18 protein-coding genes are annotated in these 23,124 nt (G+C 64.6%); 10 read left to right on the plus strand and 8 right to left on the minus strand.

Features of this window, described 5'->3' with window-relative positions; translation table 11 throughout:
- Positions 1 to 6 precede the first annotated feature (6 nt).
- The 5 genes from maiA to K4G67_RS06045 form a co-directional block, all read right to left on the minus strand.
- A complete protein-coding gene (maiA, locus tag K4G67_RS06025) occupies positions 7 to 654 on the minus strand; it encodes a maleylacetoacetate isomerase (protein WP_239805482.1) in 648 nt (215 codons plus the stop codon).
- Positions 651 to 1,964: a fumarylacetoacetase gene (gene fahA / locus K4G67_RS06030; RefSeq protein WP_239805483.1), complete on the minus strand. Its 1,314-nt coding sequence runs from the start codon at positions 1,962 to 1,964 to the stop codon at positions 651 to 653. The genes maiA and fahA overlap by 4 nt, the downstream gene beginning before the upstream one ends.
- A complete protein-coding gene (locus K4G67_RS06035) occupies positions 1,961 to 2,509 on the minus strand; it encodes a VOC family protein (protein ID WP_239805484.1) in 549 nt (182 codons plus the stop codon). The genes fahA and K4G67_RS06035 overlap by 4 nt, the downstream gene beginning before the upstream one ends.
- 118 nt (positions 2,510 to 2,627) lie before the next feature.
- Complete coding sequence (locus K4G67_RS06040; RefSeq protein ID WP_239805485.1) at positions 2,628 to 3,995, minus strand: L-serine ammonia-lyase; 1,368 nt, start codon at positions 3,993 to 3,995, stop codon at positions 2,628 to 2,630.
- A gap of 24 nt (positions 3,996 to 4,019) precedes the next feature.
- Positions 4,020 to 4,517: an Lrp/AsnC family transcriptional regulator gene (locus tag K4G67_RS06045; RefSeq protein WP_239805486.1), complete on the minus strand. Its 498-nt coding sequence runs from the start codon at positions 4,515 to 4,517 to the stop codon at positions 4,020 to 4,022.
- Positions 4,518 to 4,736: 219 nt separating this feature from the next.
- Between K4G67_RS06045 and putA the strand changes: the two genes are divergently transcribed.
- The gene (putA, locus tag K4G67_RS06050) at positions 4,737 to 8,378 is read left to right on the plus strand and encodes a bifunctional proline dehydrogenase/L-glutamate gamma-semialdehyde dehydrogenase PutA (protein WP_420830004.1); all 3,642 of its coding nucleotides are present in this window, start codon (positions 4,737 to 4,739) and stop codon (positions 8,376 to 8,378) included.
- 85 nt (positions 8,379 to 8,463) lie between these two features.
- Here putA and K4G67_RS06055 read toward each other — a convergent pair whose 3' ends face one another.
- Positions 8,464 to 9,288 carry a DUF7847 domain-containing protein gene (locus K4G67_RS06055; RefSeq protein WP_239805488.1) on the minus strand — a complete coding sequence of 275 codons (825 nt, stop codon included), beginning with the start codon at positions 9,286 to 9,288 and terminating at the stop codon, positions 8,464 to 8,466.
- A 146-nt stretch (positions 9,289 to 9,434) separates the two neighbouring features.
- Between K4G67_RS06055 and K4G67_RS06060 the strand changes: the two genes are divergently transcribed.
- The 6 genes from K4G67_RS06060 to K4G67_RS06085 are packed head-to-tail and all read left to right on the plus strand — an operon-like array spanning position 9,435 to position 15,576.
- Positions 9,435 to 10,136, plus strand: a complete 702-nt coding sequence (locus K4G67_RS06060; RefSeq protein WP_239805489.1) for a DUF4129 domain-containing protein — start codon at positions 9,435 to 9,437, stop codon at positions 10,134 to 10,136.
- Entirely contained in the window at positions 10,133 to 11,422 is a 1,290-nt protein-coding gene (locus K4G67_RS06065) for a hypothetical protein (RefSeq protein WP_239805490.1), read from the plus strand. The genes K4G67_RS06060 and K4G67_RS06065 overlap by 4 nt, the downstream gene beginning before the upstream one ends.
- A complete protein-coding gene (locus tag K4G67_RS06070; protein WP_239805491.1) occupies positions 11,419 to 12,375 on the plus strand; it encodes an AAA family ATPase in 957 nt (318 codons plus the stop codon). The genes K4G67_RS06065 and K4G67_RS06070 overlap by 4 nt, the downstream gene beginning before the upstream one ends.
- Positions 12,372 to 13,685, plus strand: coding sequence for a DUF58 domain-containing protein (locus K4G67_RS06075; RefSeq protein ID WP_239805492.1), 1,314 nt, complete (start codon positions 12,372 to 12,374; stop codon positions 13,683 to 13,685). Before K4G67_RS06070 ends, K4G67_RS06075 begins: the two co-directional genes overlap by 4 nt.
- On the plus strand, positions 13,682 to 14,713 hold the full coding sequence (locus tag K4G67_RS06080; RefSeq protein WP_239805493.1) for a stage II sporulation protein M: 1,032 nt from the start codon (positions 13,682 to 13,684) through the stop codon (positions 14,711 to 14,713). The genes K4G67_RS06075 and K4G67_RS06080 overlap by 4 nt, the downstream gene beginning before the upstream one ends.
- Positions 14,710 to 15,576 (plus strand): RDD family protein, encoded by an 867-nt coding sequence (locus K4G67_RS06085; protein WP_239805494.1) that lies wholly within the window; start codon positions 14,710 to 14,712, stop codon positions 15,574 to 15,576. Before K4G67_RS06080 ends, K4G67_RS06085 begins: the two co-directional genes overlap by 4 nt.
- 10 nt (positions 15,577 to 15,586) lie before the next feature.
- On the opposite strand, the gene K4G67_RS06090 is transcribed toward K4G67_RS06085, so the two are convergent.
- Positions 15,587 to 15,973 (minus strand): MerR family transcriptional regulator, encoded by a 387-nt coding sequence (locus tag K4G67_RS06090; RefSeq protein ID WP_239805495.1) that lies wholly within the window; start codon positions 15,971 to 15,973, stop codon positions 15,587 to 15,589.
- 244 nt (positions 15,974 to 16,217) lie between these two features.
- Here K4G67_RS06090 and K4G67_RS06095 point away from each other — a divergent pair, with 244 nt between their 5' ends.
- From K4G67_RS06095 to K4G67_RS06105, 3 genes are read left to right on the plus strand one after another with little or no spacing between them, the layout of a single operon-like run.
- On the plus strand, positions 16,218 to 17,354 hold the full coding sequence (locus K4G67_RS06095) for a thiolase family protein (protein WP_239805496.1): 1,137 nt from the start codon (positions 16,218 to 16,220) through the stop codon (positions 17,352 to 17,354).
- Entirely contained in the window at positions 17,354 to 19,678 is a 2,325-nt protein-coding gene (locus K4G67_RS06100) for a 3-hydroxyacyl-CoA dehydrogenase/enoyl-CoA hydratase family protein (protein WP_239805694.1), read from the plus strand. The genes K4G67_RS06095 and K4G67_RS06100 overlap by 1 nt, the downstream gene beginning before the upstream one ends.
- Before the next feature lie 10 nt (positions 19,679 to 19,688).
- Positions 19,689 to 21,485 carry an acyl-CoA dehydrogenase C-terminal domain-containing protein gene (locus K4G67_RS06105; RefSeq protein WP_239805497.1) on the plus strand — a complete coding sequence of 599 codons (1,797 nt, stop codon included), beginning with the start codon at positions 19,689 to 19,691 and terminating at the stop codon, positions 21,483 to 21,485.
- Between the two features lie 80 nt (positions 21,486 to 21,565).
- Here K4G67_RS06105 and glpK read toward each other — a convergent pair whose 3' ends face one another.
- The gene (gene glpK, locus K4G67_RS06110) at positions 21,566 to 23,068 is read right to left on the minus strand and encodes a glycerol kinase GlpK (RefSeq protein ID WP_420830005.1); all 1,503 of its coding nucleotides are present in this window, start codon (positions 23,066 to 23,068) and stop codon (positions 21,566 to 21,568) included.
- Positions 23,069 to 23,124 lie beyond the last annotated feature (56 nt).

The following is a 23,124-nucleotide window of genomic DNA, read 5'->3' on the forward strand; positions in this document are numbered from 1 at the left end:
TATCATTCAGTCGGCGTCGGGCTGGCGGTCGGGATGGGCCGCGGCAATCTGCGCATTGTTGCGGGCATGTTCGACAACGCGCATAAGCTTGGGATAGGGTGTCATGTCCACGTCGAAACGCTCGGCCGAATAGACCTGCGGCACGAGATAGCATTCGACCATCGTCGGCGAATTGCCGAACGCGTATTTGTTGCCGTGCTTGATGACCATTTCCTCAAGCGCTTCGAAACCGCTCGCCATCCATTTGGTCACCCATGCCTTTACCGCATCGTCATCGGCGCCGAGATCGTCGCGAATGGCGTTCATCACGCGCAGGTTGTTGAGCGGATGAATGTCGCACCCGATGACCGCGCACATCGCGCGCACCGTCGCCCGCTCGTAATGATTGGTCGGCAAAAGCGGCGGCTCGGGATAGCGTTCTTCGAGGAATTCGAGGATCGCCGGGCTTTGGGGGAGGTAATACTCCCCCTCTTCCAGCACGGGCACCAACCCTTGCGGCGCCATCGAACGATACGTTTCCAGCCTGTGCGCCCCGGTGCGCAGATCATGCGTGACCTGCCCGTATTCCAGCCTTTTGAGCTCCAGCGCGATACGCGTGCGATAGCTGGTGCCGGAACGCCAGTAACCGTGGAGGATCAGTTCGGGCGGGGTCATGCGCGTATCTCCGGTGCGGGGCCGATGACCGCGCGGCATTCGCCGAACCCGATGCGTACGGCACCATCCGTTTCGCCATAGGCACGCATGATAATCTCGTCCCCATCCTCCAGAAACGAACGCGTCTCGCCATTGGGCAGTTCGAGCGGCTGCTTGCCGCCGCGGCTGATTTCCATGAGGCTGCCCATCGTGTCGTCATCGGCGTCCGACAAGGTCCCGGTGCCCAGAAGATCGCCGGGCCTTAGGTTGCAGCCATTGACCGAGTGATGCGCGACAAGCTGCGCCGCGGTCCAGTACATCGCCGTCATCGGCCCCTTGCTCAGCCTGTGCGGTTCGGCGCCCGCGCTGCGCATGGTGGGGGTGGTCAGCAGAACCTCCATCGTGATGGCATAGGCGCCCGAATTCTGATCCGCCTCATCGGTGAGATAGGGCAACGGCTGCGGGTCGCCATCGGGCCGGGCGGGCTGCGCCGTGCGGAACGGGGCGAGCGCATCGCCCGTCACGATCCAGGGCGAGATCGAGCTATGGAAATTCTTGGCGAGGAAGGGACCGAGCGGCTGATACTCCCACGCCTGGAGATCGCGCGCGGACCAGTCGTTGAGGATCGACATGCCGGCGATGTGTTCGCTCGCCTCCGCTATCGGGATCGGCTGGCCCAGATCGTTGCCCTTCCCGATCCAGATCGCCATCTCCATTTCGTAATCGAGCCGGGCGGCCGGCCCGAAACCGGGGGTGCCGCCGTCTTCCGATGGCTTTTTCTGGCCGACCGGACGCGTGACCTCCGCGCCCGATACGCGGATCGAGGACGAGCGCCCGTGGTAGCCGATCGGCACGTGCTTGTAATTGGGCAGGAGAGGATTGTCGGGCCGGAACTGCTTCCCGATATTCATGGCGTGGTGAATGCCGGTGTAGAAATCGGTATAATCGCCGACCGTCACGGGCACATGCATGGTGCAATCGTCTGCCGCGTAAAGGTGGGGACGCACGTCGGCGGCCCGGCTCTCGTCCGTCAAAAGGCCGAACAAGCCCCGGCGCAATGCGCGCGCCGACGCCGGGCCGCAACCCAGCAGCGCGTTCAGCGTATCCTGCCCCGCCAGCTTCGCGGCCTGTACCGCATCGCCGTCGAGCAGATCGGCAACCGCCGCGATGTCCAGAATCTCATCCCCGATGGCGGCGCCGCCACGCTTCTCCTTTCCGGGCGGCGCGAAAATGCCGAGCGGCAGGTTCTGTACCGGGAAATCGGGGTGATCGTTCGCGCTCTCGACCCAGCTTTTCGCGGCGGGGTCGTGGGTGAAATCCGTATCAGTCATTGCTTTTCAGGTTCCTCGTGTAACCATGCGGCATGGCGGGGTGCACGCTTCGTACGCGACCATTCATCCAGCATGAGTGGAGCGACCCGTTCAAGTTCCGCATATTGTTCGTCGGTGCCGATGTTGCAGGCCAGTTCGACGCGGTGCCCGTTCGGATCGAAGAAATAGATCGATTTGAAAACGCCATGGAAAGTCGGGCCGAGCACGTCGACGCCCTCTGCCTCCAGATGGTCCTTCGCGGCGAGCAACGCGTCCATGTCGGGCACCTCGAACGCGAGATGCTGCACCCACATGGGTGTGTTTTCATCGCGGCCCATGTCGGGCTGTCCGGGCAGTTCGAAGAAGGCCAGCACATTGCCGCCCCCGCAATCGAGGAAGACATGCATGTATGGGTCGTCTTCGCCGGTGGAGGGGACCTTGTCCTCGCTGAAAGCGCTCTTGAACCTCATGCCGAGCATGCGCTCGTACCACTCGACCGTCTCCTTCGCGTCCTTGCAGCGATAGGCGACGTGGTGAATGCGGCTGAGTTGGAATGGCGTGGTCATCGTGATCCTCCTTGCCCAACGCGCCTGTGGCGAAAGGTTTCCCCGCTCGCCCGCGGCGCTCTTTGCGTCTACCGCGCTATAGTATCATATGAAACCTCTTTGCGCCATGGTCAGCGTATCAGCATTCCACGACATTCACGGCCAGCCCGCCGAGCGAGGTTTCCTTGTAGATTTCCATCATGTCCTGACCGGTCTTGCGCATGGTCTCGATCACCTCGTCGAGGGTTACGCGGTGGGTCCCATCGCCGAGCAGGGCGAGCCGCGCCGCCTCCACCGCCTTGATCGAACCGACGGCATTGCGCTCGATGCACGGCACCTGCACGAGGCCCGCGACAGGATCGCAGGTCAGGCCCAGATTATGTTCCATGCCGATTTCGGCCGCGTTCTCCACCTGCATCGGCGTGCCGCCGAGCGCGGCGGCAAGCCCCGCCGCCGCCATGGAGCAGGCAACGCCGACCTCGCCCTGGCACCCGACCTCGGCGCCTGAAATGCTGGCATTTTCCTTGAACAGCGAGCCGATCGCGGCGGCGGTGAGGAGGAAATCCTCCACCCCGCGCCGGCTCGAATTCGGGGAAAAACGCTCGTAATAACGTAGCACCGCCGGCACGATCCCGGCCGCGCCATTGGTCGGCGCGGTCACCACCTTGCCACCGGCGGCGTTCTCCTCGTTCACGGCGAGCGCCCACAGGTTGATCCAGTCGATCACGGTGAGCGGATCGGCCAGCGCGCGTTCCTGCCGTTGCATCAACGCCTCGCGGATACAGGGGGCGCGGCGCTTCACTTTCAATCCGCCGGGCAATTCGCGAAGCTCGGTATGCATGCCGCGTTCGATGCACGCCGTCATCGCATCGGCTATTTCGACCAGCCGCCGCCCGATCTCGTCCGGCGAACGCAGGCTTTCCTCGTTCTCGCGCACGAGATCGGCGATGCTGGTGCGGTTTTCGCGGGCCAGCGCCAGCAATTCGCGTGCGGACGAAAACGCATTCGGCACGTCGCCGGCAAGATCGACCGGCGCATTCCGGCCCACCTCGTCCTCGTGCAGGATCGCGCCGCCGCCGATCGAATAATACACGTCGCTGCGCAACTCGGCGCCGTCCTCATCGAAGGCCGTGAACCGCATGGCGTTGGAATGAAAGGTCAGCCGCTCCTTTTGCAGGAACAGCAGGTCCGCATCCTCGTCGAATGCGATGTCGCGCGTGTTATCGAGCGGCAGGCGTCCTGTCTCGCGCACGCGGGCGACGATACGCTCCGCCTCGTCCGGGTCGATCTCCGCCGGTGTCTGCCCCGAAAGGCCGAGCAGCACCGCGCGGTCGGTGGCATGCCCCTTCCCCGTGAGCGCGAGCGAGCCGAACAACCGCGTTTCCACCCGCGCGGTGTCGGGCGGCGCGACGGCGGCAAAGGCGGCGGCGGCGGACATCGGCCCCATCGTGTGCGAACTGGACGGGCCGACCCCGATCTTGAACAAATCGAATGTGCTGATGAACATGCGCCGTGCATAGCGCATCGCCCCTTATCGGGAGAAGTCGCAAATCGTTTCCATCGCAACGAATGTCGACGTGCTGGACACATGGGGCAGCGCGGAAATGCGTTCGGACAGCACCTTGCGATATTCCTGAATGTCGCGGGTGCGGATCTTGAGCAGGAAGTCGAACGTGCTGGCGATCATGTGGCATTCCTCCACCTCCGGCAGCTGCCTGACCGCGGCCTTGAACGCGACCATCGCCGGCTCCCGCGTGTCGGACAGCTTCAGCTCCACGAAAGTGACGTGGTCGCGGCCCAGCCGGGCAAGGTCCACGATCGCGCGAAAGCCCGTGATCACGCCCAGATCCTGCAACCGTTTCAAACGGATCTGGCACGGCGTTTTCGACAGGCCGATCTGCCGGGCCAGCTCGCTTACCGACATGCGACCGTCGGCGGTCAAGGCGGCCAGTATCTTGTGGTCGAACGCGTCCAGATCGACTGTGTCCTCGGCAAGACGTGTGCCATTTGGTCTAGCAGGTGGGGTCATTGTGGCCAGATAGGGCTTAACTGTGCGGGGGGGAAGGAAATAAGCCATACGCCGTGCATTGAATTGGCTATTATGACCTACATGCACACTTCCGAATCCATCGACCGCCTGAACCGCGACACCCAGGATACCCTGCGTGAGAGCGACGCCCCCGCCGCCGACCGGACCCAAAAACCGTTGGACGAGGCCGGATCCGGGGAGACGAGCGATCATGCCGTGATCGCAGGCCATAAGGCGTTCACCCGTTTCGCCCCGCCCGTCCGCGAACAATCCGAGCTGCGGCGGCGTATCACCGACCATTATCGCTGTGCCGAGCCCGATTGCCTGCAACCCCTGCTCGAATACGCGCGCCGACCCAAGGTGCAGCGTCAGGCCGCGCAGGACACCGCCTATGACCTCGTGATGGGGCTGCGCAAGGCGCGCAAGCCTTCGGGGGTCGAGGGGCTGGTACAGGAATTTTCCCTGTCCACGCAGGAAGGCGTCGCCCTGATGTGCCTGGCCGAGGCATTGCTCCGCGTGCCGGATGCGGCGACGCGCGACGCTCTCATCCGGGACAAGATTTCGGGCGGGAACTGGCGCTCCCACGTGGGGGAGGAAAAGGCGCTCTTTATCAATGCGGCGAGCTGGGGCCTCATGTTCACCGGCCATCTCACGGGGAGCGTGGGACCAAAGGGCCTGACCGAAAAGGGGCTGGCCAATGCGCTGACCCGCGTGGTCGCGCGTGTGGGCGAGCCGGTCATCCGCAAATCGGTCGACATCGCGATGCGCATGATGGGCGAACAGTTCGTCACCGGCGAGGATATCGACGAGGCGCTCAAACGCGCACGCCGCATGGAGAAGAAGGGATTTTCCTACAGCTTCGACATGCTGGGCGAGGCCGCCGCCACGATGAAGGGCGCGGAAGGGTATTATCGCGATTACGAAACCGCCATTCACGCCATCGGCAAGGCGGCGAACGGGCGCGGCATCTACCAAGGCGCGGGCATTTCGATCAAGCTGTCGGCACTCCACCCCCGCTACGAACGGGCGCAGGCGGATCGCGTCATGGACGAGATGCTGCCCAAGGTGGTCGAACTCGCGCGCCTTGCGAAACATTACGACATCGGCCTCAACATCGATGCGGAAGAAGCGGACCGGCTCGAACTCTCGCTCGACATTCTGGAATCGCTGGCCGTGCATCCCGATCTGGCCGGGTGGAACGGGCTGGGTTTCGTGGTGCAGGCGTTTGGCAAGCGGGCGTTCTACGTGCTCGACTGGATCATCGACCTTGCAAAACGGTCCGACCGCCGCATCATGATCCGGCTGGTCAAGGGCGCGTATTGGGACGCGGAGATCAAGCAGAGCCAGGTCGAAGGACTGGACGATTTTCCCGTGTTCACGCGCAAGCTGCACACCGATGTGTCCTTCCTCGCGTGTGCGAAGAAGCTGCTCGAACACAAGGATGTCGTGTTCCCGCAATTTGCGACGCATAATGCGCAATCATTGGCCGCGATCTACCACATGGCGGGACCGGACGATTTCCAGTTCGGCGATTACGAGTTTCAGTGCCTGCACGGCATGGGCGAACCGCTCTATGAACAGGTCGTCGGTGCGGACAAGCTGAACCGGCCGTGCCGCATCTATGCACCGGTCGGCACGCATGAAACGCTGCTCGCCTATCTGGTGCGGCGCCTGCTCGAAAACGGGGCGAATTCGTCCTTCGTCAATCGCATTTCCGATCCCGCGGTTCCGGCGTCAGAACTGGTCGTCGATCCGGTGAAGATCGTGCGCGACATGCCCATGCCGGGTCGCCTGCACGACCGTATCTCGCTGCCGAAGGATATCTACGGCGAGCGGCGCAATTCCGAAGGGCTGGACATTTCGGACGAGCGTGACCTTGCCGCCATGACCGATGCGATGATCGCCAGCGCCAAACGCAGTTGGACCGCCTTTGCCGACGGCGACACCAGCGACCCGGTCGAGGTGCTGAACCCCGCCGATCATCGCGACGTGGTGGGCCACATGCGGGTCGCATCGCCCGAAATCGCGGAGGCGGCGATGGCGCGGGCGGCGGCATCGAAATGGAACGAGGTGCCGCTTTCCACCCGCGCCGAAATGCTCGAACGCGCGGCCGACGCGATGCAGGAACGCATGCCCGAACTGCTCGGCCTTTTGGTGCGGGAGGCAGGCAAATCCGTGCTCAACGGCATTGCCGAGGTGCGCGAGGCGATCGATTTCCTGCGCTATTACGCGATGCACGCGCGTGAAATTTTCGACGAAGGGCACAAGCCGCTCGGCCCTGTCGTCTGCATCAGCCCGTGGAACTTCCCCATGGCGATCTTCACCGGGCAGGTGGCCGCCGCATTGATCGGCGGGAACACGGTCGTCGCGAAACCGGCGGAGGAAACGCCGCTCATCGCTGCCGAAGCGGTGCGCATGCTGCACGAGGCGGGCATCTCCCGCGATGCGCTGCAACTGATGCCGGGGTTCGGCGAAACGGGCGCCGCGCTCATCGGCTCGCCCGAGGTGGCCGGCGTGATGTTCACAGGCTCCACCGAAGTCGCGCGCATCATTCAAAAACAGCTCGCCGACCGGCTTTCGCCCGAAGGCAAACCGATCCCGCTCATCGCGGAAACCGGCGGGCAGAACGCGATGATCGTCGATTCCACCGCGCTTCCCGAACAGGTCGTCGGCGATGTCATCGGTTCCGCATTCGACAGCGCGGGTCAGCGGTGTTCGGCGCTTCGCGTCCTGTGCCTGCAGGATTCGATCGCGGACAACACGCTCGACATGTTGAAGGGCGCGTTGAAGGAATTGCGGATCGGATCGACCGACCGGATCGGCAACGATATCGGCCCGGTCATCAGCGCCGAGGCGAAGGACGGCATCGAAAAGCACATCGCCGAAATGGAAGCCAAGGGGTGCCGCGTGCACCGGCTTTCCATGCCGGACGATACCGCCCATGGCACGTTCGTCGCGCCCACGATCATCGAGATCGACAACATGGCGATGTTGACGCGCGAGGTGTTCGGCCCCGTCCTGCATGTCGTGCGGTTCAAGGCGCATGAACTCGACAGGATGATCGATGCGATCAACGATACAGGCTACGGTCTGACCTTCGGCCTGCACACGCGGATGGACGAACGCGTCGCCCATGTGGTGAAGCGGATCAGGGTCGGCAATGTCTATGTCAATCGCAACCAGATCGGCGCCATCGTGGGTGTGCAGCCGTTCGGCGGCCGCGGGCTTTCGGGCACCGGGCCCAAGGCGGGCGGGCCGCTCTATCTGCGCCGGCTGGTGAAGAACCCGCCGGTGATGGAGCATCCCTTTGCCGTGCGCGGCGATACGGCCCTGCTCGATTACGGCAAATGGCTGCATCAGAACGGCGAACAGGGCACCGCGCGCCGGGCCAAGACCTATGGCTGGCAATCGGCGCTCGGCGTGGAGCTGGAACTGCCTGGCCCGGTGGGCGAGCAGAACCTCTATGCCCTGCATAGCCGGGGCCGCATATTGTGCCTGCCCGAAACGCGGCGCGGCATGCTGGGTCAGCTTGCCGCCGTGATCGCGGCGGGCGGCGTGGCGGTCTTCGACAGCGAGGTGAAGCTTCCCGCCGATCTGCCGCAAAGCGTGCGGCGCCACGTGTCGCAGGATCTGGGGCTCGGCTTTGCCGGCGCACTCATCGAAGGCGACGCCGAGAGGGTGAAGGAACTCCAACGCGAAATCGCGAAGATGGACGGGCCGATCCTGCTGACGCAGGCGGCGACCCCGCGCGAATGCCTCGAAGGGGGGGCATGGCACGTGGACTGGATGCTGGAGGAGGTGTCCACCTCCATCGACACCACCGCGGCCGGGGGCAATGCCAGCCTGATGATGCTGGGCTGATCGCACTATCCGAGCCAAGGAAAAGCGCCGCACCCCGACGGGGGATGCGGCGCTTTTCACTTTAACGATGGCCCAAAGCCGGGTTTCAGGAAAAGATGTCCTCCAGCTCCGCCATATCGGGGCCCTCCTCCATCGCGCGCAATTGCATGAAGAGCGCGGTGACGAGGATCGCGCCAACCATGTTGACGAGGCCGGTAATCAACGCATCGATCGCGGCGGCAACCCACAGGCTCGATCCGGACGCGGCGTTCGGCACATCCATGAACAGCAGGACCGCGGCGCCCAAAATGCCGCCCCCGACCATCGCCGCCACGAAGAGCAGCAGGAACATTCCGAAAATCGACCAGCGATGCCCCTTCGTCAGCCGGCGGCTGCGGCCGAATGCCCCGATTACGCCGCTGCGTTCGAGCACGAGGGCGGGAACCGCGACCGACCACATGACGACCAGCACGATCCCCGGCACGAGGAACAGCATGAACCCGGCAAAAACGCCAAGCAGATAGAGGATAAGGAAACCGAGCAGCGGCAGCACGACCGAGGCAGCACTTGCAATACTCTGCCCGAAAGCCGTGCGCTCGCCCCGCAGCGACCGGTAGCTCGCCTGCACCAAAGCGGCCTGAACCAGGAGATAGGACGCGAGGTTCACGAGATAGGCGATCGCCGCCGCGCCGATGATGCCGTACCCGCCCTCATCGCCGGCCCCGCCCGCCAACCCTGCGCCGAACAGGCTCCACACAAACACAGGCACGACACCGAAAATGAGCGCGAGCGCAAGCAGGGTCCCGCCATCGCGGCGCAACGCACGCGGCACGGATTTCACCGCCTCACCGATGGAAAGATGCCCCTGCGCCCGATAGTTCCCGACCGCCATTTCGTCCGTCACGCACCGCTCCCCCAAAGCAATTTCCATCGGGTGCCAAGCACGTCGCCCCCTGTCCAGCGATATTTGCGCAACGGGCATTGGCCGCCCGCACTTGAACCCGGCGCGGCATCGGCTACTCTGCGCCGATGGCGAGGTGTATGGGCCGGACCACAGACCATCGGGGCGCGTTTTTCATGGCATCAGCATCAAGGGCGCCCGACCCGTCCGTGGACGAGGCGACGTTTCGGGAGGCGCATCGCGAACTCGTGAATGGCGGCGAGGTGCAATTCGCGTTCGGCCCTTCGACCGAGCCGCCTGTGACACCCGAGTGGCTTCGCGCGGTAGGGCGCGCCATCGCCGACGGTCTGGAATCGATCGGCAACGCAATCATGTGGCTGTTGTCGTGGGTTCCGGATGCGTCCTATGCGCGGGTCCTGCTCGTGGTGTTGCTCGCGGCGCTTGCGATCCTCGCCGTCTGGATCGTGGTGGTGCGCATTCGTTCAGGGGCATGGAATTGGCCAAAGCGCGCGCGGCGCAATGCGGAAAATGGGGATGACGAAGGCTGGACCCCGGCGCAGGAGCCGGCACGCGCCTGGCTGAAAGAGGCGGATATCCTTGCCGCCGAGGGCCGTTATGGCGAGGCGGTGCACCGGCTTCTCCTGCGCAGCGTGGAGGATATTGCGCGGTGGCGACCCGGCGCGGTGTCACCATCCTCGACGAGCCGCGATCTCGCCGGGGCGCCCGCGCTTCCCCCCTCGGCGCGCGGCGCATTTGCGCAGATTGCCGCACTCGTCGAACGCAGCCTGTTCGGCGGGCGCGCGCTGTCCCCGGCGGACTGGGGTCATGCGCGGGACGCCTATGCCGCATTCGCCCTTCCCGAGGATGCCGCGCGATGAGCGACATCGCCATCGGCCAGGCCGAGCCTCGAAGCCCGTTTCGCCGGGGCGCCGTCGTTCTGCTCATCGCGGCGGGGGTGCTGGGCTTTTTGCTGTTGATGGTCTTTGCGGCCTATGCGCCCGAACGGCGCGGGCTGGACAATGGCCGGGCCAATGCGCTGTCCAATAGCGCGGTGGGATTTCGCGGCCTGTTCCGGCTGGCAGAGGCGACGGGGCGGGCGCCGGTACTGGTCCGCAATGACCGGCAATGGGATGGCGACGGGCTGCTCATCCTTACCCCCGAAAGCGGCTATACCTCTCTTGGTGAAAGCACGAACCGCGGTCGGCCCACGCTCGTCGTGTTTCCCAAATGGCAAGTCGAACCCCTGGACGAACGTGGCGGCTGGGCCAGCACGCCCGGGCCGCTCAACGCCAGGGATCCGGAAACCGTCCTCTTCCCGGCGATACGCTACGACATCGAGCGGCGCGTCACGAATGGCGAAACGCTGGCGGTAGCGGGTCTTTCGCAAGACATCCGGTTCGATGCGCCCCCCATGCTTCAAGTGCTGGTGAACGACCGTTTCGCCAGCGATGACGATGCCGATGAGGATGGGGAACGCCCGCGTGCACGGCGCGATGCGCGCGACCGGGTGTTCGAACCGCTTATCACCGATGGGCGCGGCGGGATCGTGCTGGGCCGGATCGGGCATCTCTTCGTCCTGTCCGACCCCGATCTCATCAACAATATCGGCATGCGCGACGCGGCCAATGCGCGCGCCGCTCTCGCCCTCCTCGATATCTTGCAGGCCGATGGTTCGAAAGGGCGGCAGGATGCGACCGGGCGCATCATGTTCGATGTCACGCGCAACGGTTTTGCCGTAACCGCGAGCCCCCTGCGCCTGCTGTTCGAACCGCCGCTGCTGGCCATGACGCTTTGCCTTTTCGTGCTGATGGCGATGGTCGGCTTGCGCGCCCTCGCCCCGTTTGGCGAGCCTGTGGCACGTGCCCGCGCGCTGCCTTTCGGGAAGGCGGCGCTTGCCGACAGCAGCGCGGCCATGATGCGCAAGGCGGGGCGCACGCATCGGCTTGGCATGCGCTATGCCGATGCGATCCGGTTACAGGCGCGGCGCATGTTCGCCATACCCGCGCATATTCGGGGCGACACGCTCGACGCACGGCTTGACCGGATGAACCGCCGGAACGATTTCACCGCCCTTGCCGCGCGCGCCGCGGCGGCGGACAACGATACGGAGCTGCTCTCCGCGGCACGCGCCCTCGATGACTGGAAACGGGAGAAGACGTCTTGACCATTGACGAATTGCAGGCACTGGCCGGCGCGATAAGGGCCGAGGTCGGCAAGGCCGTCGTCGGTCAGGACGAAACGGTCCGGCTGATGCTGATCGCGCTGTTTTCGCGTGGGCACATCCTGCTCGAAGGGCCGCCCGGCACGGCCAAGACCCTGCTCGCCCACAGCTTTGCACGGGCCAGCGGGATGGATTTCGGACGCATACAGTTCACGCCCGATCTGATGCCGGCGGATATCATCGGCGCCAATCTGTTCAATTTCCAGACGAGCAGCTTTACCCTGACACGCGGCCCGATCTTTACCGATCTCCTGCTCGCCGACGAGATCAACCGCACCCCGCCCAAGACGCAGGCCGCCCTGCTGGAGGCGATGCAGGAACGGCACGTCACCATCGATGGCGAAACGATGGACCTCGGCCCACGCTTTACCGTGATCGCGACGCAGAACCCGATCGAGCAGCAGGGCGTATACCCCCTGCCTGAGGCGCAGAACGACCGTTTCCTGTTCAAACAGGTCGTCGGCTACCCCGATTACGATGAGGAATTGCGCATCATCGCCGGGCATGGAGCACGCGATGCGAACATGTCGCCCGAGGCATGGGACGTCGAACGCGTCGCGAACGGGGATGGCATCGGCGCCGCCATCGCCGCGGTGCGCGAGGTGCGTATGGCGGAAGAGATCGTCGATTATATCGCGCGGCTGATCCGCGGATCGCGCGATTCCGCCGATCTCGACGGTGGGGCGTCGCCGCGTGCGGGCGCGATGCTGGCCGGGGCGGCGCGCGCGCATGCGGCGATCGACGGGCGCGATTTCGTCATTCCCGACGATGTGAAGGCGCTTGCCCCCGCATTGCTGCGGCACCGGCTGCAACTCTCGCCCTCTGCACAGATCGAGGGGCGCGCGGTCGAGGATGTCGTGCGTTCGATCATCGAAGCGATCGAGGCGCCGCGTTGATCTACCCCACCCGGCGCGCCTTGATTGCGGCGGCGGCGGGGCTTCCGCTGGCGCTCGGCATCGCGATGCTGTGGCCTTCGGCATGGGCGGCGGGCATTTTGTGGCCGTTGACGGTTGCGGCCCTGGTAGCGGTGGATGCGATCATGGCGCCGTCGCGGCGGGCACTGTCCATCGCAATCGCCATGCCCGAAACCGTATCGGTGGGGCATGTTTTCGACACGGTGGTCACATTGCGTTTCGCCGGCAAGGCGCCCGACATGATCGAACTATCGCTCGGCCTTGCCCCGCATGCGGAGGCGGTCGAAGGCGTAGCGCGCGCACTCATCCCCTCGGGCGGCGAGGCGAGCGCGGCGATCGCCCTGCGTCTCCGGAGGCGCGGATTGATCACAGGGCGGCGGGTGTGGCTGCGCTGGACCGGGCCGATGGGGCTGTGCTGGAAACAGATGGTACACGACGCCGATGGCGAAACCGCCGTCCTGCCCGATATCGAAACCGTCCGGCGCGACGGGCCGCGCATGTTCGACCGGATTCAACATAATGGCATGGTCACACAAATGCTGCGCGGCGAAGGCTCCGATTTCGACAGCCTCGTCGAATTCCGGCCCGGCATGGACCGGCGCGCGATCGACTGGAAACACTCCGCCCGGCACCGCGCCCTGCATGCCCGCGAATATCGCACCGAACGAAACAATCAGATCGTCTTTGCCATCGACGCGGGGCGGCAGATGACCGACCCGATCGCCGGTATGCCGCGGATCGACCGGGCGGTTTCTGCGGCGCTGCTGAATGCCTGGCTCGCGCTTCGGCTGGGCGACCGGGTCGCGTTCTTCGCCTTCGACGCGCGGCCCCGGGTGACGAGCGGTTTTGCAGGTGGCCCGTCCGCCTTTGCACAGTTGCAGCAGGTCGCCGCGCGCATCGACTATTCGGCACAGGAGACCAATTACACGCTGGCGCTGTCCGAACTCTCGGGGCAGGTGCACCGCCGTTCGCTTATCGTGCTGATGACGGAGGTTACCGATGCCATATCGGCCGGGTTCCTGCTGCGCTCCGCCGCACAGATCATGCGCAGGCATGTGTTGATGGTCGTGGTGCTGCGCGACGAGGAGCTGGGGAGCATGGCAAGCGCGCGGCCCGATACGGCGGACGATATTGCGCGGGCGGTCACGGCCGATGCGCTGCTGCGCGAAAGGCTTCTGGTGCTCACGCAATTGCGCCAGCTCGGCGTCGAAGTCGTCGAGGCCGGGCACGAGGATGTCGGCGAACGGCTGGTCGAGGCGTATCTCGTCATGAAGCGGGAGAACCGGTTGTGAACCCGCCCGTCACCGCGCCAGCCCCCGCCCCTCTATCCGCGCGCGCGCATTCCACGCTTTTCCGCCAAGCGCGCGAGGCGGAGTGGACGCGGCTCGATGCGCTGCTCCACCGGATCGAGAAACGCTCGATCCGCAGCCTGTCGGACGAAGAGCTGATGGCGCTTCCGGTGCTTTACCGCACGGCGCTGTCCTCGCTGTCGATTGCGCGCGAAACGGCGCTCGATGCGGCGCTCATCGCCTTTCTCGAACAGCTGTGCACGCGGGCCTATTTCCATGTCTATGGCGTGCCGGACACGGGCCGCGCGCAACTGCGCCGGTTTTTCGCGGCGGGCTGGCCACGTGCGGTGCGCGCGATCGTCCCCGAAACGCTCGCCGCATTGGTGCTGAGCGTGATGGGCGTAGTCATCGGTCTCGTGATGGTGACGATCGATCCGGCATGGTTCTACGCGCTCATCCCCGAAGGGCTTGCCGGCGGGCGCGATCCCGGCGCCTCGGCCGAGGTGCTGCGTGCCGCACTCTACGCCACGCAACAGGACGGGTTGAGCGTGTTTGCCGCCTATCTTCTCACCCATAACGCACAGGTGGCGCTGTTCTGTTTCGCGCTCGGCTTTGCCTTTGGCGCGCCGACGGCGCTGTTATTACTCTATAACGGGATGATACTTGGCGCATTCTATGCCATTTATGCGGAGGCCGGGCTCGTGTTCGAGCTGACCGGATGGCTGATGATCCATGGCACGACCGAATTGTTCGCGATCCTGCTCGCCGGGGCGGCGGGGTTCCGCATCGGGCGCGCAATCGCCTTTCCCGGCGGAATGCGGCGGATGGACGCGGCGGTTGCGGCGGGACGTACCGCGGGCCCGGTGATGGGCGGGGTGGTCATCATGCTCATCGTGGCCGGCGCGCTCGAGGGGATCGGGCGGCAGCTCGTGACCGCAGATGGCGCACGCTACGCCATCGCGGCGGGGATGCTGCTGCTCTGGACGGGATATTTCTACCTCGGGCGGCGCGGGGACGCCGAACGGCGATGAGCGCACCCCGCCCCCAGCGCGAACGCACGCTTACCCGCGATTTCGTCACGCCGGAGGGGGTGAACCTCCACCTGCGGCTGGCGGGCGGGTCGGAGCGTGCGATCGCCTTTGCCATCGATGCCGCGATCATCGTGGGGGCGCTGATCGCATTGACGATCTTTGCCTCGGCCGTGTTGTCGGGTGGCGGCGGCAATGCGGCGGCGATCATCTGGATGATCGGGTTCTTCGTGCTCCGCAATTTCTGGTTCATCGGTTTCGAGAGCGGGGGTCGCGGCGCGACGCCCGGCAAACGGCTCATGAAGCTTCGCGTGGTGGCGCGCGACGGGGCCCGGCTCACCGGCGGGGCGGTGGTCGTGCGCAATGCCATGCGCGAGATCGAGGTTTTCCTCCCCCTGCAATTTCTGGCGATCGAGGCCGCGACGAGCGATCTCGACGCATTGATCGGCCTGCTCGGCCTTGCGTGGAGCGGGCTTTTCCTCTTCTTCCCGCTGCTCAATCGCGACCGGATGCGTATCGGGGACCTGCTTGCCGGGACATGGGTGGTGCATGTGCCACAGGCCCGGCTATTGCCCGATCTCGCCGCGACGGAGGACGCCCGCCCCCGGCGCCGGTTCGATGAGCGCGCGCTCCGGCTTTACGGCATCTACGAATTGCAGACGCTTGAAAAAGTGCTGAGGCAGGGGCGGCAGGACAGCATTTCGCGGGTCGCCGCGACCATCCGGGTCAAGGCGGACATCCCCGATGATGGCGAGGACGACACCGTTTTCCTCAACGATTATTACGCTGCGCTCGTGACCTATCTGGAGAGCGAGTTGGTGATGGGCCGCCCCACCGATACGAAGCATGGACGGCGGGCGACGTGACCTGCGTGCGTCACTGCCCCTCGGAAATGCGGGCGCGAGCCTGCTTCTCCATTTCCTTCAGTTCGCGCAGCGTCTGATCGAGTGCGACACGCTGCGCCTCGAGTTCCTCGATCCTTTCGGCGCAGCGTTCAGAGAGCCGGCGCATCTGTTCCAGATGTTGCGGATCGGCGTCGTAGAGGTCGAGAAATTCCTCGATCTCGCGAAGCGAGAAACCCAGCCGCTTGCCCCGCAGGATCAGTTGCAGGCGCGCGACATCGCGGCGGGCATACACGCGCGTGCCGCCGACGCGGACCGGCTGCACCAGCCCCTTGTCCTCGTAAAAGCGCAGCGTGCGCGTCGTCACGCCCAGACTGTCGGCGACATCCTGAATGCCGCGCAGTGGATTGGTGTCGGCCAAGCTTTCGTTCCCCTCTCCCGCATGCCGGAACCCGCGTCCGATCCCGTCCGTTGCCTTGTTGCAGGGTCGCGAGCCGTTTGGGAAGGCGTGTTTTACGATGGCTATTCTCCCGCAAAAGTGGGGGGTTGAAAAATCCTGCCCTCATGGCTTACCTATAGGGTAAGCATACGACGCATTGGTTAGCAAGCGCAGAGACCGCCCGCACCCCGTGCGCCACAGGTTCGGATCAAAGAGAGGAAACGCAATGACTGATATCGTCATCGCCGGATATGCCCGGTCCCCCTTCCACCTTGCGAACAAGGGCGATCTGGCCCGCGTACGCCCCGACGACCTAGCCGCACAGACGATTCGCGGCCTGATCGAAAAGACCGGCGTGGACGCGAGCAGGATCGAGGACGTGATCCTGGGCTGCGCCTTTCCCGAAGGGGAGCAGGGATTGAACGTGGCTCGCATGGTCGTGCTGCTGGCCGATCTTCCCATTTCGGTGGGCGGCATGACGGTGAACCGCTTCTGCGGCTCGTCGATGAGCGCGATCCACATCGCCATGGGGCAGATCGCGATCGGCGCGGGCGATGCCTATATCTGTGCCGGCCTCGAATCCATGAGCCGCGTGCCGATGAGCGGGTTCAACCCCTCCCCCAATCCCGCGCTCGCGAAGAAGACCGCCGGTGCCTACATGGGCATGGGCGAAACGGCGGAGAACGTCGCGGAAAAGTTCGGCATCACCCGCGACGAGCAGGAGGAATTCGCGGTGAAGAGCCAGCAGAAGGCCGCCGCCGCACAGGAATCCGGAAAGTTCGACGGCGAGATCATCGCGATCGAGGGCAAGCAGGGCGCCGTATCCAAGGACGGCACGATCCGTGGCGGCACGACGAAGGAGGCTCTGTCCGGTCTGAAGCCCGCATTCGACAAGGATGGTACGGTCACCGCTGGCACCTCCTCCCCGCTCACCGACGGTGCATCGGCGACGCTGGTGTGCAGCCGTGAATTTGCCGTGGCGAACGGACTCGACATTCTCGCCACGATCAAGTCGGTCGCGATCTCGGGCTGCGAGCCGGAGACGATGGGTCTCGGCCCGATCAACGCCTCGAAAAAGGCGATGGAGCGCGCCGGCATCACCGCGGACGACCTCGACGTGGTGGAATTGAACGAGGCCTTCGCCAGCCAGGCGATTGCCTGCATCCGTGAGCTGGGGCTGAAGGAAGAGACGATCAATATCGACGGCGGGGCGATCGCCCTTGGCCATCCGCTCGGCGCGACGGGGGCGCGCATCACCGGCAAGGCGGCGCAATTGCTGAAGCGCGAAGGGGGCCGCTACGCGCTCGCCACCCAATGCATCGGCGGCGGTCAGGGCATCGCGACCGTGCTGGAGCGTGCATGATGGCTGAACATATCAAAAAGGTCTGTGTCATCGGCGCGGGCACCATGGGTGCGGGGATCGCGGCGCAAGTTGCCAATGCGGGCGTGCCGGTGCTGCTGCTCGACATCGTGAAGGACGGCGAGGCCAATCGCAACGCGATTGCCGATGGTGCGGTGGCAAAGATGCTGAAGGCCGACCCCGCCCCCTTCATGACCAAATCGGCGGCAAAGCTGGTCGAGACGGGCAATATCGACGATCACCTCGACCGTATCGCCGAATGCGACTGGGTGGTGGAGGCGATTGTCGAACGGCTCGACATCAAGCAGAACCTCTATGGCAAAATCGCGAAGGTGAAGAAGGCGGGGACCGCGGTGTCGTCCAACACCTCGACCATTCCGCTGGAAAATCTGGTCGACGGCATGGATGAACAATTCCGCCGCGATTTCCTCATCACCCATTTCTTCAATCCGCCGCGCTACATGCGCCTCGTCGAAGTGGTGCGCGGCACGGCGACCGATGCGGCGATCATCGACAAGGTGTCCGATTTCCTCGACCGCAAGATGGGCAAGACCGTCGTTGCGGCAAAGGACACACCCGGTTTCATCGCCAATCGCATTGGCACCTACTGGCTCGCACTCGCCGTGAATGCCGCGATGGATCAGGGAATCACGGTGGAGGAAGCCGACGCCATCGGCGGCAAGCCGATGGGCGTGCCCAAGACCGGCATTTTCGGCCTGCTCGACCTCATCGGTATCGATCTGATGCCGCTGTTGTCGCAAAGCCTGTCGAGCACATTGCCCAAGGGCGACCCCTATTTCGACACGGTGCGCGACATGCCGCTGATCGAGAAGATGATCGCCGACGGATTTACCGGCCGCAAGGGCAAGGGCGGTTTCTACACGCTGAAGCAGGCGACCGGCGGCGGGCGCGAAAAATACGCCATCGATCTCGAAAGCGGCGAATATCGCGCCGCCCGCCCCGCCAGCGTGCCCAAACATGCGCAAAAGGATCTGACCGCGCTCGTCTCGCTCGACGGGAAGATCGGTCGCTATGCGTGGGAACTGCTGGGCAATGTGCTGTCCTATGCCGCGATGCTGGTGGGTGAGGCCGCGGACAATATCGTCGGAATCGACGATGCGATGAAGCTCGGCTACAATTGGGAGCATGGACCGTTCGAGCTGATCGATCGGCTTGGCCCCGGCTATCTGGCAAAACGCCTGCGCGCAGAAGGGCGCGACGTGCCCGAAATCCTCGACGCGGCGGGCGACCGTCCGTTCTACAGGATCGAGGATGGCAAGCGCCAATATCTGACGGCCGGGGGCGAATATCGCGACATCGTCCGGCCCGAAGGCGTGCTCCTGCTCGAAGACATCAAGCGTGCCGCAAAACCATTGGCGAAGAACGGTTCGGCGGCGATCTGGGACATTGGCGACGGTGTCCTCGCACTCGAATTCACGGCGAAGATGAATGCGCTGGACGAGCAGGTCATGAAGATGATCGGCAAGGCCATCGGCATGGTCCGCGATGGGCGCAAGGCACTCGTCATCTATAACGAGGGTAGCAATTTTTCCGCCGGCGCCAATCTCGGCCTCGCCATGTTCGCGGTGAATATCGCGGCGTGGAGCGAGATCGAAAAGCTGATCCGCGCGGGGCAGGATGCGTACAAGGCGCTGAAATACGCGCCCTTCCCCGTGGTATCGGCGCCGGCCGGGCTGGCGCTTGGCGGTGGATGCGAGATTTTGATGCATTCCGACGCGGTGCAGGCGCATGCCGAAACCTATACCGGGCTTGTCGAATGCGGCGTCGGGCTGGTCCCCGGATGGGGCGGCAATGGCGAATATCTCTCCCGCCTGATGAACAGCCCGAAAATGCCGAAAGGGCCGATGCCCGCCCTGTCCAAGGCGTTCGAAACCATCTCCACCGCGCAGGTGGCCAAATCGGCAGCGCAGGCAAAGGAAATGGCGTTCCTGCGCCCCGACGACGGCATCACGATGAACAGGGACCGGCTGCTCGCCGATGCGAAGGCGAAGGCGCTGTCGCTGGTCGATGGCTACACCCCGCCGGAAAAGCCGGTCTATCGCCTGCCGGGCGATACGGGCCGCGCGGCGGTGGATCTCGCCGTCAGTGATTTTCACAAGAAAGGCGTCGCGACCGATTACGATACGGTCGTGGCCAAACGGCTCGCCCATGTGCTGACCGGGGGGGATACCGACATGCAGGACGAGGTCAGCGAAGACCAGCTGCTCAAGCTGGAGCGCGAGGCATTCATGGAATGCGTGCGCGACCCCCGCACGCAGGCCCGGGTCGAGCATATGCTCGAAACCGGCAAGCCCCTGCGCAACTGAGGAAACGATCATGCAGACTTATGAAGCACCCCTTCGCGACATGCGTTTCGTGTTGCACGAATTGTTCACCGACGACGGTTTCGGCGGGATCGCCAAACATGCCGATTTCGACGACGACCTGCTGAACGCCATCCTTGACGAGGCGGCCAAGACGACGCGCAACATCCTCCTCCCCCTCAACGCCAGCGGCGACCACGAAGGCTGTACGCTCGAAAACGGGGTGGTCCGCACGCCAAAGGGGTTCAAGGACGCCTATGACCAGTTCGTGGAAGGCGGATGGGCGGCGCTTGCCTCCGATCCCGAATGGGGCGGACAGGGCCTTCCCGAACGGATCAACAAGCTGGTCGAGGAGATGATCTGCGCGACCAACCTGTCGTTCAGCCTGTATCCCGGCCTGACCCACGGCGCGACCACCGCTCTGGAGGCGCACGGCTCCGACACGCTGAAGCAGAAATATCTGCCCAAGATGGTGAGCGGGGAATGGTCGGGCACGATGTGTCTGACGGAATCGCATTGCGGCACCGATCTCGGCATGCTGCGCACCAAGGCGGAACCGAACGAGGACGGCAGCTACAACGTCACCGGGGCGAAGATCTTCATCTCCTCCGGCGATCATGACCTGACCGACAATATCATCCATCTCGTGCTGGCCCGCCTGCCCGACGCGCCCAAGGGCGTGAAAGGCATCAGCCTGTTCCTCGTGCCGAAGTATCAGGTCGATGAGGAAAACCGCATCGGCCCGTCCAATGGCGTGTCGGTCTCCGCGATCGAGCACAAGATGGGCCTCAAGGCCTCCGCCACCTGTCAGCTGAATTTCGACGGGTCGAAAGGCTGGCTCGTGGGCAAGCCGAACAAGGGGCTGGCCGCGATGTTCACCATGATGAACCAGGAACGGCTCTCGGTCGGTATCCAGGGGCTCGGCATCAATGAAATCGCGTATCAGTCCGCGGTCGATTACGCGAAGGACCGCATTCAGGGCCGTAGCCTTTCGGGTGCGAAGAACCCCGATCAGGCCGCCGATCCCATCATCGTGCACCCCGACGTGCGCCGCATGTTGATGACGATGCGCGTCTATGCCGAAGGGTGCCGGGCGCTGGGCCAGTGGACGTCGCGTGCGCTCGACGCGAGCGAACATGCCGACGATCCGGAGGTAAAGGCCCGTGCCACCGATTTCGTCGCGCTGATGACGCCGGTGGTGAAGGCTCTTTTCACCGACCTTGCCTTTGATGCGGCCAACATGGGCATTCAGACCTATGGCGGGCATGGTTACATCGTGGAATCGGGCGTGGAGCAATTCGTGCGCGATGCCCGCATTGCGCAGATCTACGAAGGTACCAACGGGATTCAGGCGCTCGATCTCGTCGGGCGCAAGATGCCGGACCGGATGGGCCGCAATCTGCGCCCGTTCTTCCATGCGGTGTCCAACCTTCTGGAGGATATGGCCGGGACGGATGACAAGCGTCTCGCCGGGATGGTCGGCGGCATGCAACAGGCGTTCGGCGCCTTGCAGCTTACCACCGGCACCATTGCGCAAAAGGGCATGAAGGATCCGGAGGAAGCGGGCGCAGCGGCGACCGACTACCTCCGGATGCTGGGTCTTGTCGGCATGGGCTACTGCTTCCTAAAATCGGCGAAGATCGCGACCGAGCGTCTCGCCGAGGGAACAGGGGATGCGGAATTCTACAAGAACAAGCTTCATAGCGCGCGCTTCTTCATGGACCGCGTCCTGCCGGAGGTGACAGCGAAGTTCCTTGCCATCAAGAGCGGCAAGGATTCCATGATGGCGATGGAGGCCGACGCGTTCTGAACGCGTCCGTCGTGCGGCGCGAAGGCCCCTGACCCTCGCGTCGCGGGCGCGCGGAGCCAGTCGGCCCGCGCGCCCTTTTGCTATGCCCCGGCCTGTCGCGACCGCGTGCGCGTCACCGCATCGTGCCAGCCATCGATGCGGGCCGCGCGCATATCGGGCTTCATGTTCGGTTGAAACGCGCGTTCGCGGCGCCGCAGTTTGGCGAGCGAGTCAAGATCAGGCCATAGCCCCGCACCCAATCCGGCCAGAAACGCGGCGCCGAGCGCCGTCGTTTCCAGATCGTCCGGCCGGTCGACGGGCACGTCGGCAACGTCGGCGATGAACTGACACAGCCAGTCGTTCGCCGCCATGCCCCCGTCGATGCGCAGCACGCGCGGCATCGCACCGCCATCGTCGCGCATGGCGGTGATGAGATCGAGCGTCTGATACGCCACGGCCTCCAGCGAGGCGCGGGCGAGATGTGCGGCCCGCGTGTCGAGCGTCAGCCCATAGATCGCGCCGCGCGCGCCTGCGTCCCAATGCGGCGCGCCCAGCCCCGCAAACGCCGGAACCATATAGACCCCGTGGGTGTCGGGCACGCTTTGTGCGAGCGCCTGCGTATCGCCGGCCCGTTCGATAAGCCCCACCCCGTCGCGGAGCCATTTCACCGCCGCCCCCGCCGCGAAGATGGACCCCTCGATCGCATAGGCCGTGCGACCCTTGATACGATAGGCAGGCGTCGTCAGCAGGCGATTGCCCGACGTCACCGGCCTATCACCTGTATGCAGCAACATGAAGCAGCCGGTACCGTAGGTCGCCTTGACCGAACCCACCTCGAAACAGGTCTGCCCGATGAGCGCGGCCTGCTGATCCCCCGCCATGCCGGTGATGGGGATTGGGCGTTCGAACAGGCCGGGCGCGGTCCTGCCGAACGCATGGTCGTTGTCGTGAACCTCCGGCAATATCGCCATCGGTATGCGGAACAGCGCACACAACCGCGCGTCCCAGCATTGGCGATGAATGTCGAACAGCATGGTGCGCGATGCATTGGTGATGTCGGTCATGTGCACCCGCCCGCCGGTCAGGTGCCACAGCATGAAACTGTCCATCGTGCCTGCGCACAGGGCGCCGCGCTCGGCCCGGTCCCGCGCACCGGGCACCTGGTCGAGGATCCACGCGATTTTCGTCGCGCTGAAATAGGGGTGGATGAGCAGGCCCGTTCGCGTCGTCACCTCCGCGCCGTGCCCGTCCTCGACCAGTTTGGCGCAGGCTTGCGCGCTGCGGCGGTCCTGCCACACGATGGCGTTGTGGATCGGCTCGCCCGTATCGCGGTCCCACACCACGCTCGTCTCGCGCTGATTGGCGATGCCGATCGCGGCGATATCCTGTGCGCCGAGTCCGCTTGCCGCAATCGCCTGACGCGCGGTGTCGAGCACGTTTTTCCAGATTTCCATCGCATCGTGCTCGACCCTGTCGCGGCCGGGGTAATGCTGAATATGGTCCACCTGCGCCGAGGCGACCGCATGGCCGCGTGCGTCGAACACGATGCTGCGGGTAGATGTCGTGCCCTGATCGATGGCCAGGATATGGTCGTTTGCGATTATGCCTTCTCCCCTCTTTCCAACGATGGCGGCGCGAGCACGTGCGGGCAAGCGGTTCG

This window comes from Croceicoccus hydrothermalis, from assembly GCF_022378335.1.
In the GTDB taxonomy this organism is placed as follows: domain Bacteria; phylum Pseudomonadota; class Alphaproteobacteria; order Sphingomonadales; family Sphingomonadaceae; genus Croceicoccus; species Croceicoccus hydrothermalis.